The organism is Colwellia sp. MB3u-41 (genome assembly GCF_014076845.1).
Lineage (GTDB): Bacteria > Pseudomonadota > Gammaproteobacteria > Enterobacterales > Alteromonadaceae > Colwellia_A.
Map to the genome: position 1 here is coordinate 19305 of NZ_JACGUT010000072.1, position 15682 is coordinate 34986.

Sequence of the window (15682 nt, forward strand, 5' to 3'; positions counted from 1 at the left end):
CCATTATCTCCAATTTAATAATGTCGCTTTAATAGCCTCATCGGTCTTCATCGTCGGCAAAGAGAAACCGATACTAAGGCCTTTTGTTAAGGTGTCAGTCAAGGTTTTAGGACAAAGTTCTACCGCGTCAAATTGATATTGCTCAGGAACCCCAACCTGCTCACACCAACTCTTACACTTTGTATGATAAATTATCGATATAGAGGGAGTATTCGCCAAGTAAGACATTATCGCCGCGTGTAGTCTCATCGAGACGGTTGCTTTAAACCGAGCCATTCGCTGTAATACGCGAAATGGGTTTGGATCATAGGGAATATGGACCACGGGGATATAGTCGGGTAAACCAAGGATTATTTGCTGATGTACATGAAAGTCACCAAAAACAGGATGTCCATTGAAATCTAAGAGATAAACATCTTCATGAGTCTGCTGCCAGATTTTTTCAATAGCCTCAATGGCTGTTTTGATGCGGCGATGTTCATTATCAACATTGGTGTGGCCGAAGGCGTCTACGGCCTGTTGACAAAAATTGAACATCACTCCTTTTCGTTCTATTGCCACGAGACGATTGGACTGATGACATAACAGTAATGGCGCAAGATCAAAGGTTAGTTTTACATTAGCCATTGGTGCAATAGCCTTGGCTATTTCTAAACTGTTGGCATCTCGTACACCAATAAAACCACATTCAGATAAAAATTTAGCACAAGCTTTTTCTGCCTTAATAGATTCGAATGCCTCAATACCTACACCAACACAACGACTTGATTTACCGTTGGTTAATGTAATTAGGTGTCGTTTAAATTGGATGTCCTTTTCACTATGTAAAACCGAGCCCCCCCCAAAGATTATATTTTCACTTAGCAACGCATTTCTATAATGCAACAGACGATGGTGACCACGAAATTTAGCCGAAGGAAAAGCCAAAATATCACCAAATTCTGGACAGCTAATGCTACTAGTGCTGCTCACTAAGTGTCTTTGATATCCCAATAGATGATGTATTGCCCAGCGGCTTGTATAAAGTAAAACGTCGTCACCGGTATTATTCATCCCATAATAGCCCATGAGGTAGGCATTGAATTTTTTAAACATGTTGACCTCTGCCTTGAAGATTTTTAAGTACCATGCCGATCCAAAATAGCGCTGGCCAATATAAATAGGCCAAAATTTCAAGATTTTCAAAAAAACTGTAGCTGATAATAATCAACAGCATACAAAGTGCCGAGCGAGCCTGAATGCTGCTATGGGCAAAAATCAATAGATATAACGTACTCAAGATCATTGGGATGGCCAATGCAAAAAAACCAACAAGTCCTTTAACGAAGAGTAAGCCATACCAGCTGTGATGTGAACCAATAGGCATAAACTCAACAATTTTTGGACCTGACTCAACGATGCCATGTCCCCAAATAGGTGCTTCATCACGCCAACGCTGAATAGCAAGGTTTTCAAGCGCAGCACGCACACGAGTGGATGCGGGGCGTGCTTCTTTAACTTGTTGATAGATATTAATTACTGATTCATATAAGGGTTCACCTAAGAGTAAAATAATGGGCAACAGCAGTCCAAAAGCGATCAGTAGCCAAGGTTTGTTAACTTGGCTGGCAAGCATATATGTTGGGACAATTACGATGAAAATAGCCCAGCCTGCACGAGATTGTGACAATAAAGCCATCACTATACAGCCGGTAAGTCCCCAATTACGGTAGTTTTTATCTTTTTCTTGTAAACAAAAAATAACAAAAAGGCAGCTAAGTAATCCGGCAGCAGTAGCCCAAGGTGCAAAAAATTGCCAACGTCCAGCAGCTACCTCTGGATTGGTTTGGTAAAGACTGACCATAAAAAAATTCTCCCCTGAACCGCCCAAAATTTGCAGGGGGGAGATAAATAATTTCCCTGGCAATCCAGTCATGTAAAGTAACCATGTTACAACACCAAATATAGCGCTATGTTTGGCAACGATGCACACCGCTCTTATTAAGACTTCAGGTTTAAGCTTGACTATTGCCCCCAGCATTGGAAACAAACCCAAAAGTGCCCAGCCTTTTGTCCATCCAACGGTGCTTTTGATCGTTTGAGTGCTACCTAAAGACCATTGTTCATGTGCGACCCAAAGACTTATTAGCATCACTAACATCCCAATGATCCATAGCCAAACTAGTACTGGAATACCAGTAAAAGAATTTTCACCTTCAATAAAAGCCCTCAGTGCAACCAAAGCTAACACTGTCCAACCCAAAACTGAGCCCGTGATATAAAGACCACCAATAGCGTATATTGGGTAGGTAAATAGCAAAGCCCCAACTATTAGCTTCTTTTCAAAAGTATCCTGATAATGCGCCTGCGATTCCATAAAACTGTTACTCCTGAGGTAAGGAAAATGAAACCCACTATACCTGCAGCCACTCCAAGCTCAGGAATGGGACTGTCTATTTTAGTCGGTAGTGACGGTTCTGTTAGTAGTTGTAAGACAGGATATGAAGCAAAAACATCCGCTTTACCTGCTTCTAATCTCGCTGCAGCAGAGGTGAAAATAGCTTCAGCCAGATCAAATCTTCGCTGCAATTGATCTAGCACTGCAGACTCTCGGGCAAATATTTTTAACTGATCACTGAGTTGCAATTCAGAGCGCTGTAAGTCATTTATTTCCGCCTGAGTACCTTGTTGACGAGCTTTAGCCTCAATTAAATCAGCAAACATTTGGGCACGTTTTGGATTGACTTCAAGATCAGAGTGAGCGAAGAGATTTGCGGCATGTGGACCAGCTAATTCGTTACTTCTGTGCAGCAAGGCTTCGCGTGCCCCATCGTAACGCTGTTGTTCAGCAATCACTTTGGGGTGACCGATTCCCCAGCGAGATTGATACTCTAAAAGTTGAGATGTACTGGTATCAAGCTCTTTAAGTAAACCTCTAAACTCAACATCTGATTGCAATAACAAAGCCTTACCAGCTAAAGTGGACGATACACCTAAGCTTTCGCTCAAGCCATAACTGTAATCACCAAGATTAGCGGCTTGGGCTTTTAGGTAGAGCTGTTTTTCTTTAATACTTTGTAAACTGGTCACCAGTAACATGAACTGATCTTGGGAGACTAAAAAAGAGCCCTCTTGGAACTGTAAAATATTAGCGCGCGCCTCGTTTAGCCTCACCCGATAATCATCAAGCACTCCCTGAGTACTCTCATCTCGACGTTTGATTTCATCGGCACGCAGACGATTTAATTCTTCTTGTAAACTTTGATAAAGCGCCCAAGCTTTTGCATTCGCTTGTTTAGCACTGATACCTATGATGCTAACAGCTAGAATGGAGGTTTGGGCGGTTAACTTTACCTTTGGTAGTCCATAGCCAATTTCCGACAAAAACATTTTTTCACGAGCCAATGCTAATACGCCGCGGCTTAATAGCATTTCTTTGTAATTTACTCTTGGGTTATATCCACCACCCGAAAAAGGTGCGCTGGTAGTTGATACCACCTGACCAACATTGTCGATAGAGACACTGGAAGAGGTGCCAGTGCCTGGTAAAACTAATTCTAATTCACTTTTATAAACAGGCGCTTTGCCCAAATATAAAAAGACGATGAGCATAATTAATACATAACCTCCTAAGGTAAATGTTAAATAAGGCCACTTGAAAAAACGATAAATTGTAGCTCTAAAACTGCTGCTAGGGGTTAAAATGGCTATTGGATATTGCATCATAAAGCGTCCTAAAATAACAAGGTAAATGGAGTTATTACATCTAAAACAGTTCGTGCGACATCACGCAAATTGGTTACACTAGAGTCGTAACAAGCAATGGCATCATTAGGCATAACGTAAGGATTAATTTCATCACGATTGGCTTCTCGGACCAATTGTTCTATCGAACGCTCAATTACCTGAGTTTGATTTGTCATTGGATTGATACTCGCCAACATGACTTTACGTGAGGCATTAGTCCATTCTTTTCCACCAACACAATTTGCTGAGACTGCAGCTTGGAGCAATTTAGTTCCATAGGGCAGATTGGTGGAATAACTCGTGACGTTTGCACTGGAGTTACTTAGCGCAGAATCAATTAAGTTAGACATAAACACACGAAAACCCTTTGGGGTTATTTGACTGGGGCGCACTAGGTGAGATTGAAAACATCCAGTACTAGGTACTATCACTTGATCGCCGGCAATCAAGGGATAGTCCTTTACGGGTAAACCAGTTAATATTCCGGTTAAATCAACTTCAATTTGCCAGCCTTGGCGTATCAGTATAATCTGGTCTAGTTTTGCATCAGGTCGAATCCCTGATGCCGCTCGGAGCGCTTCTGAAAGTAATCTTTTGTTGCTGTAATCACCACTAGCATTTACTCTTTGGTCCATTCTTTCTGTTGCACTTTTATCGTTAATTAAGACTCTTCCCGGTTGGAAAACAGCACCTGTTACAGGAATTTCTATGGCCGCCAAGTGGAGAACTTTAACGTTTACAGTTGCAGTCGCTGAGCGAAAAATATGAGCTTTAATGAGTGCTAATTCGATCTGCTCAGACAGGTACTTAGGCGACATGCCAGATGCATCTATTGCATTGAGTATTGGTAGAGTTAATAGTCCAAAATTATCCAATACATAGATACCATTAAATCCTTCTCCATATTCCATCATAATTTCTAACATATCTCCGGGGCTAAGAGGTAAGGCATTACGAGAGGGATTAATATTAGTAGGCAAGGGGGTCTGGCTTGGTGATGATGATAATATCGGTTTGTCTACCCGGTAATTCAGTGGTGCAGCAAACTGATCTTTATCAGTACAATTTAATTGACTTTCAAAAGCCTTGGTTGGGATACTTTGCTGAGTGAATAGCTCTCCATGATCATTGATTGAGCCATAAAAGCCTGAAGAGTGATTACTTATTTCTTGTAAGCTATCATTGTTGGCACACCCACTTAAGGTAGTGACACCTAATAAAGCACCGACTAACATCGCCTTTAATAGGGTGTTTAAGTTAAACCAAATATTTTTCATGAAATATTCCCTTTATTGGTACTGGGACGGATCCTTACAGATAAATATTTATTGCACTAAGTAAGCCAACAATAAAAAAACATAAGTATATGTTTTTTTTGGCTTTTACTTTTACTTGCAAATTGTTTTTGCATTTTGGGAGGCGTTATAAGGATGGTTTTTAATTTGCGAAACACAGTAAAAGGGATGATGTTCTGCTAAGAAGCCCTTAATATGATTGTTTAGAGCAACAACAAACCCAATGAAATATTTTTATTGGGTTGTAGTATTATATGGAAAGTGTGAATTCATAGCGATATCGGGTAGAATAAGCGATGTTGATATCGCTTATTTGTAGGTTATTTTATTGGTAAATTCTTTATCGATTAATTAATAAGCCCCTTGAGCTTTTAAGACAACGGGGATCGTAGCCAGTATGATCTTGATATCCAATAAGGTACTTTGTTGCCACAAGTAACTCTTATCGAGATTAACTTGGGTTTTAAAATTGGTGTCTGCTCGCCCAGATACTTGCCATAAGCCAGACAGTCCTGGTAAGCCATTAAGGCGGCCTAAGGCAAGGTATGAATATTCATCGACTTCATTTGACAATGCAGGGCGAGGGCCGATTAAAACCATATCACCGATGATAATATTGTAAAACTGTGGTAGTTCATCAATGGAAAATTTTCGGATGAACCAGCCCATAGTGGTAATACGTGGGTCCTTTTTGTACTTCTTACAGACACCGTCACGATCACTTTGACTTGGATCAGGTTCTTGGTAGTTTGGATCACTTTTAAGATACATTGAACGAAATTTGTACATTCTGAAATGCCGACCATATTTACCGATACGATCTTGACTGTATAAAAAGCTCCCCTTACTTTCTAAACAAATAATGACGGTGGTAATGAGTAAAATCGGCGTCAACAGGATTAATGCCACTAGCGCTATTAACCTTTGAATAAACAAAGGTATTCCACGATGTTTACCCAAAGTCTGCTCCTGTCTAGGCAAGTCGAAATTAGTTGCAATGTCTTGCTCCGCTGGCGTCTCTAGATAAAATATATTGTCAATATTCATCATTAATATCCTTAGCTTGCTTGATTAAGTATAAAAGTACGAATTAAAAATAAAGGGTTACCTATAATGTAACGAGTGAACTTTACTTTAGGCTCTTGAATAAGGCGCCATACCCATTCCATGCCAAGCTCTCTCATCCATAGTGGCGCACGAGATATCTTTCCAGAGTAAAAATCAAATAAACCACCAACCGCCAGAGCCGTCCGACAATTAATGAGATTTTTATGTTGAATGAGCCATTTTTCTTGCGCAGGAGAGCCCATTGCAACGAGCAAAATGTCTGCATTGGATCCATTGATTTTATCAATCACTTTAAGAGAACTGCTTGCCTCGAAATAACCATGTTCGCTGCCAGCAATTTGCAGCCCTGGATATTGCCCGCAAAGATTTTTGGCTGTAGTTTCGGCAACATTAGGTTTTCCACCCAGTAAATAAATTGATACATTATTTGCAATAGCCGCCTTGCATAACCGTGGCAACATATCAGTGCCGTTGACATTATCTTTAAGCTGTATTCCAATTTTTTTAGCAGCAATACGCATGCCTAAACCATCAGCAAAACAACGGTCTGCTTGATTAATATGAACTTTGAATTTTGGGGATTTATGCGCTAGGTTAACCGAATTTACATTGACAAAAAAACTGACTTTACATCTTTGTTTGATTGTAGGCTCCAAGGGTTTAGTCATTACCCAGTTTATTGCCTCCGCCATGTAATCGTTATTAATTTTTAGCCCAAAAAGGGAAAATTTTTCAGGGCAATGTAAGTGTGAACTCTCCCTGCTAAAAATTAATTGACTTATTACCCCTCTACATATCAGTAAAAGGTAACTGGTTCGTGTCCCTGAAAATTGTTTTTCAAGTAAAACGACTTTATCAACAGTATGCAACCCACCAGATTGATGCACTGTTATTGCATCAAAGAAACCTGCTTGAATGTGTCTATAGTGAGACAACGCGGCTTTATCTTTGCTGGTCAGCTCGATATTTATTGGCATACCACATAAACTAATACGTTTGCTAACTACCGCCCCTAATGCCGCTATATTTTTCATCACACCTGAACTAAAATGATAATAGTCGACTACTCGGTTTAAACAATCCTGATGTCGTACTTGTTGCAGTACTGATTTTTTTTGCAAAAGTGCCAGCACGGTATTTACAACAATAATCGGTAAACATAGTACTAATAAACACGTACTAATGACTCGGTTAAATTCACATCCCTTATAGAGCTTATCTTGTGATTGCTTTATTTCTATATTCTTCGGCTTGAACATTATTTGTATAAATTTAGATGACATTTTTTTCTCCGCAAACTAGAAATATTAGGGTTAAGTAGAACCGGTGGTTGTCCTTATCAATTTATCATAAGTAGTGCAGCTTAAATCATGCCAACTTTTATAATAATAAGTCATTGTTTTTATTGTTTATTTATTTGTGAGGATGATTTTATAATTTTAATTATCGTTTTGGATATGCAACTTGAAAATATTATTAAAATGAAAAATCTTAAATAAATAATCAGGTATCATCAGTTTTAGAAAAAAAATCGGTAGTATGCAGTGCAGATTTGGTTAGTTTTATTAAGGGATCTTGATGGTCATTTAGCAGATACAATGTCTGGGCATATTCCTGTAATATAGTGAGTATTCTGGTACCTCGTCCAAGCAGTTTGTGGCTAAGATTAAGAAAAAAATTTTGACGTAGGGGGCCAAAACTAAAATGTCTTATATAATCAGATAAATGTATATCGTAGGTGTTGTTCCAACGTCTATTAAGTGTACAGACAAATTGACAATTTTGGGTGTGCTCAATAATATGTCCATTTTCCCCCCAGCCAACATCATGTTCAGGTAATACTGAGAGGTGTCTAGCCGAGATAACGTCTACTAACCATTGTTGTATTTTATAATGATTTTTAACCAAGATCACACCAGAGTTAAAACGTCCGCTATAGCTCTTAGCAAGGTATAAATATTTATTTGGCCGAAGTAGTGATTCAAGTTGATATGCACTTGTCTTAATATAAGCATCAGCATCGACAAATAATACCGTGTTATATCCTGCCTTTAACGCTTCAAGCATTACGGTTAACTTTAACCAACAACATTCGACACCCATAGAAGTGAAATAAGGACGACAGATCACCCTATACTCATAGCCATAATGCTTTGCATATGCTCGCTGTGAACTTATACAATCACGGTACAACCACTGATAACCGTTTAGGGCAATACTAAAGATCAATGTTTTATTTTGCATATTCGTTGCCTATTATTTTGATTAACAATCAGGTAATAACTATTAGCAAGAACCAATCCATATAATACCAGGTTGAAATTGGCGCTTTCTCTCTGCGAATTGATAAAATATCTTTTTTTGCGATGCAAATTGCAAAAAATATCAATATTTTTTCTTTATGACAAGCTATAAAGCACCTGAGCAGTTGCTTTATAGGGGGATGTAAAACTTGGCTTGATGTTAGCATTGTATTCTTGGTAATCCGGATACAACCACCATCTCGATGGACCACTTAAGATTAGTTACAGGATCAGGAAGCAATATTATGAAAAAACAATTCAGCTTTAGTTTTATCAGTATATTAATACTACTGAGTTATTCTACCTTAGCCACAGAGCAAGAAAATGGCGATTATGTTTGGCAATTTCTGTCTGGACAACCTTGGCCTATTGGATATAATCAAAATATTGGTAAGCCAGATAATTTATTGTGGAGTGCCAGTGAATACACCACGGACTTCTTTGCTCGTATCAATAATGCACTGCCAGAAAGTGAGTTAAATGAAGCTTTTTTAACTGATGATTGTGGGTCAATAGTCGATCTAGATGAGGAAGGTGAAGTATTTGTTACTTTTGTTCACGAAGGAACGGACTATAAAAATGCCTTTGGTTTTTTCACTTTTGATCGGGACAATCCGCCACAATCCAGCGCCGAAGTAATGGAAACTATTATTTTCCCAAATTTATCGTTTCCTCATATGGCCAGTGGCCATCGATTAAGTTTGGGCACTTTTCCTGCGGGTACCAGCATAGGATTTTTGATTGCGGCTAATGGCTTTGATTATTATACTGGCGTAAGAACAGAAGAAATCCCTTACTACTACTCATTACAATATCTTAATCCAGAAGAGGATCCTACTTTACGTCAACATACGGTGCTACTTTATGATGAAGAGGTGGGCGAAGTGATTTTGGGTTTTGAAGATTTACCGGGAACATGGGGAGATAATGATTTTAATGATGCGGTATTTAGCATTAAAACAAGCCCAGGAACCGCGATACATAACGAATCCCTTACCAAGGTGCCTGACGTTAACGATAGTGATGCAGATGGTTTAATTGACTCCTTGGATGAATTTCCAGAAGATTATCGACGTGCATACAGTACATATTTCCCCAGTCAAACGGAGTTTGTGACCCTTGCTTATGAGGATAATTGGCCAAAACTTGGCGATTACGACTTTAACGATTTGGTTGTCAAAGAGCGCTTTCAGACAACTTATGATGCTTCAGGTCTCGTCAGTGGTTTCATTATTCAGGGTTTTATATCCGCTCGTGGCGGATCAAACGCTAATGGATTTGCGCTCAGGTTAGTCGACATTCCAGCGTCGCAAGTTGAATATGCCAACTTTCAGATAAATAATATCACTTATGATAAAAAAACAGAGTCAAATCAGTCAGATGCAGTTATCTCTTTATGGGGTAATAGTAAAGTCTTTACTGATACGGGTGAAACTGGCCAATGTTCGTTGTTTAATACGAACAAAAACTGTGCTGAATTTGCCCCTGTCGAATTTACTTTTGACCTAAGGTTTACCAATGGTTTACTATCTTTGAATCATTCTGTAATCGATTTTTTTATCTATCGTTCAAATGATCGTACCCTGGAAATTCATATGCCGGGCTATGCGCCAACAGACTGGTTTAACTTTGCTCGTTTTGGAACCGCCGACGACACTTCTGATGTTAGTCAAGAACGATACTTTAGATCTACGAATAATTTACCCTGGGGTTTAAAAATCAGTGATAACTGGGCTTACCCCCGTGAATATATCGATGTGTTGTGGGCTTATCCCGATTATGAAGAGTGGGTTGAAAGTTCAGGAGGTTTGGCAACGGCGTGGTATAAAACCAGTAATCGTACAAGCCACTTTTATGTTCCCACAATAATTAACCCATAAAAGGATAAAGAAAATGAATAATTTATTGTTAAATAAAAGGTATGTTTTAAGGCCAACTACCATTGGACTTGTATTGATTATACTGTTTTTGGCTTTATTTTTACCTGCTGACGCCAATGAAAATACACGACAGGATCATCAGCCAATGGCTGGAAAACTTGATACAAATGCGGGTCGTTCAAAAGAGCTATATGTTGAACCTGAGTTTCGTTTTGATACGTTTAAACTGATGACCGTAGATATATCAGTAGTTGACATAAATGGGAACCCTGTTGCTGGGGCAATTGCGCTTATTTCGAATATACCGGAAGAGGTTTTAGACCTGTATGATCAACGACTCGAACAAAAATCGCTAATAGGTGTTGTGCGCTCAGATGAATATGGGCGTGTTTACCAAACGTTAGAGCTCTCAAGTTCAGTCAAAAGGGTTTTGCTTGAGCTGAACATACAAAGTGAGAACAATAAAGTCATTATTGAATTAGATAATACAGAATACATAAGCCATTTTTTTCAAGTGGAATAAGGCGAAAATAATTTTAAATGCTAGTCAACATGAAACCAACTAATAATGAGGTTCGTGTTGACGGTGAATAAATGTCAATTATATAAGATACGCGAACAACAAAATAGTTAGTTAGTAAATTTAATCCCCTCGATAGTACGTTTGATATGAAGCAAAAATATTGATTAACTATAGAAAGTTGGTCAAACGCCGACCATTTTTTATTTTATCTGAGATAAATTGCCATTAATAAAAAGGTGGGATTTTTATTTGACTGACATTTTTATAAAAGATATTTCAAAAGTTGTTCCTACACCTTCAATAGACTTGACGGTTATTGTTGCATCATGGGCCTCAATAATTGCAAAAGAAACAGATAAGCCCAATCCAGTTCCTTCTCCCACAGGTTTGGTCGTAAAGAACGGTGTAAAAAGCTGTTTGAGAATTTTTTTGTCCATGCCACTCCCTGTATCAGAGACCCTAATAATCAACGAATCATCAGTTTCCCTGCCCGTTATACTTAAGACGCCATCATTATCCATTGCATAAGACGCATTGACAAAAAGATTAACAAATACTTGCTGCAGTTGCCCCTTATTACCCATGATAAAGGGCAGGTAATCGGTTAGTTCATTTTCAATGTTATGGTTGTACCTTAGAGAAGAAACTTTGAGAGCACCTTCAATGCAGCCAACAATAGACATTTCACAAAATGCGGTCTTTCCGCTATGTGAAAAGGTTTTTAGGCTATCAACTATGTCTCTTACTCTATCAATGCCATCAATATTTGATCGCAGTAAACTAAAGGCATCAGTGGCAATGTAATCAATATCAGCTTCGCTGATGAATTGTTCAAAAGACTCCAGATTTAATGAATGATGCTCAGACAGGTGATGCTTAATATCCCGGTATAGTGCATTGTATACTTTTAAGTCATCAAGTAATATTTCCATATTGGAGCGAATGAAAGCAATAGGGTTGTTAATTTCATGGGCCACCCCCGCTGAAAGTTGACCAAGTAATGCCATTTTTTCATACTGCATTAATTGGCCTTTAGCCCTTTCTAAACTTGTAACACTATCATTTAATTTACTTTTATTTTCAATCATTTGAACATCATTTAATCTGCGCCTAATACTACTGAGTAAGTGTCCTTTGGCAGTATCTAAGACAAATAACGATTCTTTGTCTAAATATTCGGCACGACTCAAAAATGTAATCCACACTTTTTGCTCATTGTGTAATTGAATATTAAAATAAACGAGCCAGTTAAATCCTGCTAACTGTCCTTTCTCTTTTAGGGGGATTGGTGCCACAGACCAAGACTGATAAACGGCATCTTGAGCTAGTGGTAAATACTCCATGTATGCTAAGAGAAATTCTTGATTGAGTGACCACCCAGTCTCCTTATTCCAAAGTTGAGTATTATTAAAATCTACGGTTGAGCCCAATTTAGTCACGAGGAAAAAACCATATTCTGCCGAGAAAAAATTGCCTGTTAACTCAACCGTATTTAACATTAGCTCTGTCATCGATAGTTTGGAAATAACATCATCAGATGCTTTAGCAAGAAACTCTAGTTCGGCCTGTTTTTTTTTAGCGTTAACTAAAGACGCTTGCAAAGACTGATTGGTCTCGTAGAGTTCTCTTGAGTAATTTTCAAGTTGCTGCTCAGCTAAACATCTTGCCTTCCTCTCTCTTTGTGCTTTACGTTCATAAACAGCTAATTGTTTTCTCAGGGACTCCAAAGCGTCTTTCATAATTTTTCAACCTTTATTAAACAACGTTGTTGACCTTCATGCTCACATTCAATCTGACAGACGTTGACACTTTGGCCAGTATGTTCAGCTAAGCCATGAACTAACCCCTCACAAAAATAACACAGTTGACGATTTGATTTGTAGTGAAAAATTAATGTCGTAGGTGTCTCGTCAATAAATATAAATTCTGGTAATAAAGCCTCTGGTTCGAATTTTTTAACTTCACTATGAATTAAGTTTTGTACCTTATGTAAGAATTCAAAAACATCTTTTATCTTGTCTGTGTTTGCGCTGGCTGGAATATGAGGGTAAATAGCGCTAAAGAAAAAATGGCCAAAAGCCTGTTGAATTCTTTTGATGGAAATATTTTTTTTCTTTTTTATTAATCTAAAGAGAATCATTAATTCTTGATCATCATAAATAATAGTTGAAGTGAATGCTCCTTCACTCGTTAAGTTAGCTGCTGTCAACAAGTCATCCCAAAAAAATTCTCCCCAACGTTCTACAATAAATTCATTAAATTTAATTAAAACCATTCCTTTCATCTGGTTACCCTTTTATGTGGACTTCTCCATTGACTCTATTAAAAATCAAACCGAACTTTATTACTTTTTTTTGAAGTATAGCTTATTAATGACAGAGGAAGCACTTTCTAACTATTAGGCGGCATTTTGCAGACTTGACTAAATACCAGATGATTTATACGGTAACTTCAAGCAACGAAAACACTCTATTCACTTCCGCTTGCCTAGGTTCTTACCGAGTGTTTTAAAGCCAATTGAATATTTTTACAGATGATTTTTTGTCTTTATTGATCACGCTTTTACAGTTGATATTAATCAGAGGTAGGCATTTATCTTCAAAGTAAGAATGAATAGGGCGATTATGTCTAGGTAGCATTGCTGTATATTCAGGCGTATTATCTGATAATTATAATTGTTTTTTATTGAGTTACGTCTAAAGAGCAAGCACCTGACATATCTTATATTGGCTTGTCAGTGTTATTTTCGTTAACTATTAATTTTGTGTATTATGGTCATGTCGATGCATTAAGTTTTGCTTAGTTTACGTTATAAACCTTTACCATTCTTGCACAGGCCATGATTAAGGGCTGCTTTCATCATTAGGAACAACGAAATAAATGTGTAAGGGCGTAGGTAAATGTCGAGGGAGTTTTCCCTGTATCAACACCAATATTAATTTCATTTTAATTATTGATGCTATTCATCATTAGCTACACCTGTCTTACTCTTCGGATTCAAGGCCCAGCTGACTATCCGAGTTTAGTGCTTGGAGTTTTATACGGTGTTCAATCTTGTTATGGGTCTCTCAATAGAGGAGTCTTTGTTCAATCAAACTACTGTATAAAAAGGCTTTAGTTGCTGCTATAGCTTTGGCTTCACTTGACCTAAACTTGTTTTTAAAAGAACAAAAAAGATGGATGTATTATCTATACGAGCGATTCAAGCAGGCAACACTAGTTCTGAATCGTTCTTGTGGTGTTTGCTTTCTTTTTTTGTAATTATATTGTTAAATGTTATTGCTTATCTGTTACGTTTTGTGTCTAAGTGTTGCGGTAGCTTTTTACTTATCACTCTCATCAATGCAGTTTAACATTTTGTAATGAGCTTGGTGTTTTTAACTAAATGTTAGCAAGTGACTCAAACGGAGAAAAGTAGTTGGCTGGGCTGCGTTCCTCACACATTTTAGCCAATTATTTTTCCACTTAATATGGTGTTATATATTTAAAAGGAGTTAGGCGTGTTATCACAAGTATTATTCATCGTAGGTGCTGCAATATTCGGATTACTGGGTTTTGTACATTTAATTTATACTTTATTTACTGACAAGTTTCATCCGCACAACCCTGATGTAATGGCCGTAATGAAAAGCTCCACAACAAAAATAACCAAAGAAACAACTGTTTGGCGTGCTTGGGTTGGTTTCAACGCTAGTCATAGTATAGGCGCAATACTTTTTGCCGCCATTTACATTCCTTTAGGTTTTTCACACATCCAATTTATTGTTAATAATAGTTGGTTTGGTGTATTACCTTCTATTATTGGAATTTCATATTTGATTATAGCAAAAGATTACTGGTTTAAAATACCATTTTTTGGCATTCTAATCTCAACAATATGTTTTGTAAGTGCTTTTTTTCTAATTAACACATAATAATTTCAACCAGGACAAATGACAGTGCCTAGCTTCGTGCTTCGCAATTTTAGTCATTACTTTTTCGCCACTTAATAGGGCGTTAGCGTTTATCAGAATATGGAGTACAAATGAAAAATATATCGATTACCATTGCTCTAGCGTCAATGGTTTTATTCTCTTGTGGTGGTTCTGAAGGAGATGTTACTACTGAAAAGTCAAATCAAGACCTTATAGCAAATTTATCGTATACATCTTGGAAAAAAGAATGTTTTCCTTATGATAAATTGTCCACTGACGGCTCACCAGTTTCATGGTACATCAACATTAGGTTACGTATAGATTCTTCGATGAAGTCTACTTATATAACAGAATTTTTCCGACCAAGTGATACAGCATGTGCTTCAATGATGTTTAACACTACTGATATCTCAAGACTTGAAATTACAGATAAAATTATAAGTGAAGAGAGCATTGAAGCTTACGGCCTAAATGAGACTTTTATTTTTAGTTCAGATAAGACCAATCCACCTCCTCGTTATACTTTAATTTATATTGATAGTGAAAGATTATATTTTGGTCAAAAGTCTGGTTCAAATCTTGGAAAAACCCCTGAAACAAGACATTCTTCTATTTCTCTTGATGACTATTTTTCTCAAATTATAAACTAAAAACTTAACAAGAATTTTAAGTAGGGCAGCTAACAGCTTACTAAGTTCACGCATGAATATAGCTTTGAAAGGTGGGAATTAAAAAGTTATTATATTTCTCAAACTGAAATAAAAAAAAGCCCTGTGTAAACAGGGCTTTAATATTACTAAATGTGGTCGGAGTAGCAAGATTCGAACTTGCGACCTCACGTCCCCCAGACGCACGCGCTACCAAGCTGCGCTATACCCCGAAACAGTAAACTTTAAGAGGGTTAATAAATTTACTGCTTGTATAATAATGGTTTAATCAGTGATTGCAATATAAAGTAACGAAAATTAATGCG

13 protein-coding genes and 1 tRNA gene are annotated in these 15682 nt (G+C 37.6%); 4 read left to right on the forward strand and 10 right to left on the reverse strand.

The features are described 5' to 3' along the window. Window positions 1-3: 3 nt before the first annotated feature. The 7 genes from H4J73_RS06855 to H4J73_RS06885 form a co-directional block, all read right to left on the reverse strand. Window positions 4-1095, reverse strand: a complete 1092-nt coding sequence (locus H4J73_RS06855; protein ID WP_182223869.1) for a polysaccharide pyruvyl transferase family protein — start codon at window positions 1093-1095, stop codon at window positions 4-6. Further along, the gene (locus H4J73_RS06860) at window positions 1088-2356 is read right to left on the reverse strand and encodes an O-antigen ligase family protein (protein WP_182223870.1); all 1269 of its coding nucleotides are present in this window, start codon (window positions 2354-2356) and stop codon (window positions 1088-1090) included. The genes H4J73_RS06855 and H4J73_RS06860 overlap by 8 nt, the downstream gene beginning before the upstream one ends. Beyond that, window positions 2311-3705: a hypothetical protein gene (locus tag H4J73_RS06865; RefSeq protein ID WP_259366661.1), complete on the reverse strand. Its 1395-nt coding sequence runs from the start codon at window positions 3703-3705 to the stop codon at window positions 2311-2313. The genes H4J73_RS06860 and H4J73_RS06865 overlap by 46 nt, the downstream gene beginning before the upstream one ends. An 8-nt stretch (window positions 3706-3713) precedes the next feature. Beyond that, the gene (locus H4J73_RS06870; protein ID WP_259367930.1) at window positions 3714-5003 is read right to left on the reverse strand and encodes a polysaccharide biosynthesis/export family protein; all 1290 of its coding nucleotides are present in this window, start codon (window positions 5001-5003) and stop codon (window positions 3714-3716) included. A gap of 369 nt (window positions 5004-5372) precedes the next feature. Continuing rightward, window positions 5373-6071: a sugar transferase gene (locus H4J73_RS06875; RefSeq protein WP_259366659.1), complete on the reverse strand. Its 699-nt coding sequence runs from the start codon at window positions 6069-6071 to the stop codon at window positions 5373-5375. Between the two features lie 8 nt (window positions 6072-6079). Further along, window positions 6080-7372, reverse strand: a complete 1293-nt coding sequence (locus H4J73_RS06880; protein ID WP_259366658.1) for a WecB/TagA/CpsF family glycosyltransferase — start codon at window positions 7370-7372, stop codon at window positions 6080-6082. A gap of 220 nt (window positions 7373-7592) precedes the next feature. Further along, window positions 7593-8333 carry a hypothetical protein gene (locus H4J73_RS06885; RefSeq protein WP_182179356.1) on the reverse strand — a complete coding sequence of 247 codons (741 nt, stop codon included), beginning with the start codon at window positions 8331-8333 and terminating at the stop codon, window positions 7593-7595. Between the two features lie 304 nt (window positions 8334-8637). On the opposite strand from H4J73_RS06885, the gene H4J73_RS06890 reads away from it, so the two are divergent. Then, the gene (locus tag H4J73_RS06890; RefSeq protein WP_182179357.1) at window positions 8638-10272 is read left to right on the forward strand and encodes an LruC domain-containing protein; all 1635 of its coding nucleotides are present in this window, start codon (window positions 8638-8640) and stop codon (window positions 10270-10272) included. 13 nt (window positions 10273-10285) lie between these two features. Continuing rightward, complete coding sequence (locus tag H4J73_RS06895; RefSeq protein WP_182179358.1) at window positions 10286-10795, forward strand: hypothetical protein; 510 nt, start codon at window positions 10286-10288, stop codon at window positions 10793-10795. Window positions 10796-11040: 245 nt separating this feature from the next. On the opposite strand, the gene H4J73_RS06900 is transcribed toward H4J73_RS06895, so the two are convergent. Both H4J73_RS06900 and H4J73_RS06905 read right to left on the reverse strand, forming a co-directional pair. After that, the gene (locus H4J73_RS06900) at window positions 11041-12534 is read right to left on the reverse strand and encodes a sensor histidine kinase (RefSeq protein ID WP_182179359.1); all 1494 of its coding nucleotides are present in this window, start codon (window positions 12532-12534) and stop codon (window positions 11041-11043) included. After that, entirely contained in the window at window positions 12531-13079 is a 549-nt protein-coding gene (locus H4J73_RS06905; protein ID WP_182223871.1) for a heme NO-binding domain-containing protein, read from the reverse strand. The genes H4J73_RS06900 and H4J73_RS06905 overlap by 4 nt, the downstream gene beginning before the upstream one ends. A gap of 1216 nt (window positions 13080-14295) precedes the next feature. Here H4J73_RS06905 and H4J73_RS06910 point away from each other — a divergent pair. Both H4J73_RS06910 and H4J73_RS06915 read left to right on the forward strand, forming a co-directional pair. Then, window positions 14296-14709: an LIC_13387 family protein gene (locus tag H4J73_RS06910; RefSeq protein ID WP_182179362.1), complete on the forward strand. Its 414-nt coding sequence runs from the start codon at window positions 14296-14298 to the stop codon at window positions 14707-14709. 110 nt (window positions 14710-14819) lie between these two features. Further along, complete coding sequence (locus H4J73_RS06915) at window positions 14820-15359, forward strand: hypothetical protein (protein WP_182179364.1); 540 nt, start codon at window positions 14820-14822, stop codon at window positions 15357-15359. A 153-nt stretch (window positions 15360-15512) separates the two neighbouring features. Here the strand turns inward: H4J73_RS06915 and H4J73_RS06920 are convergent. Then, window positions 15513-15589, reverse strand: a tRNA-Pro gene (locus tag H4J73_RS06920). Window positions 15590-15682 lie beyond the last annotated feature (93 nt).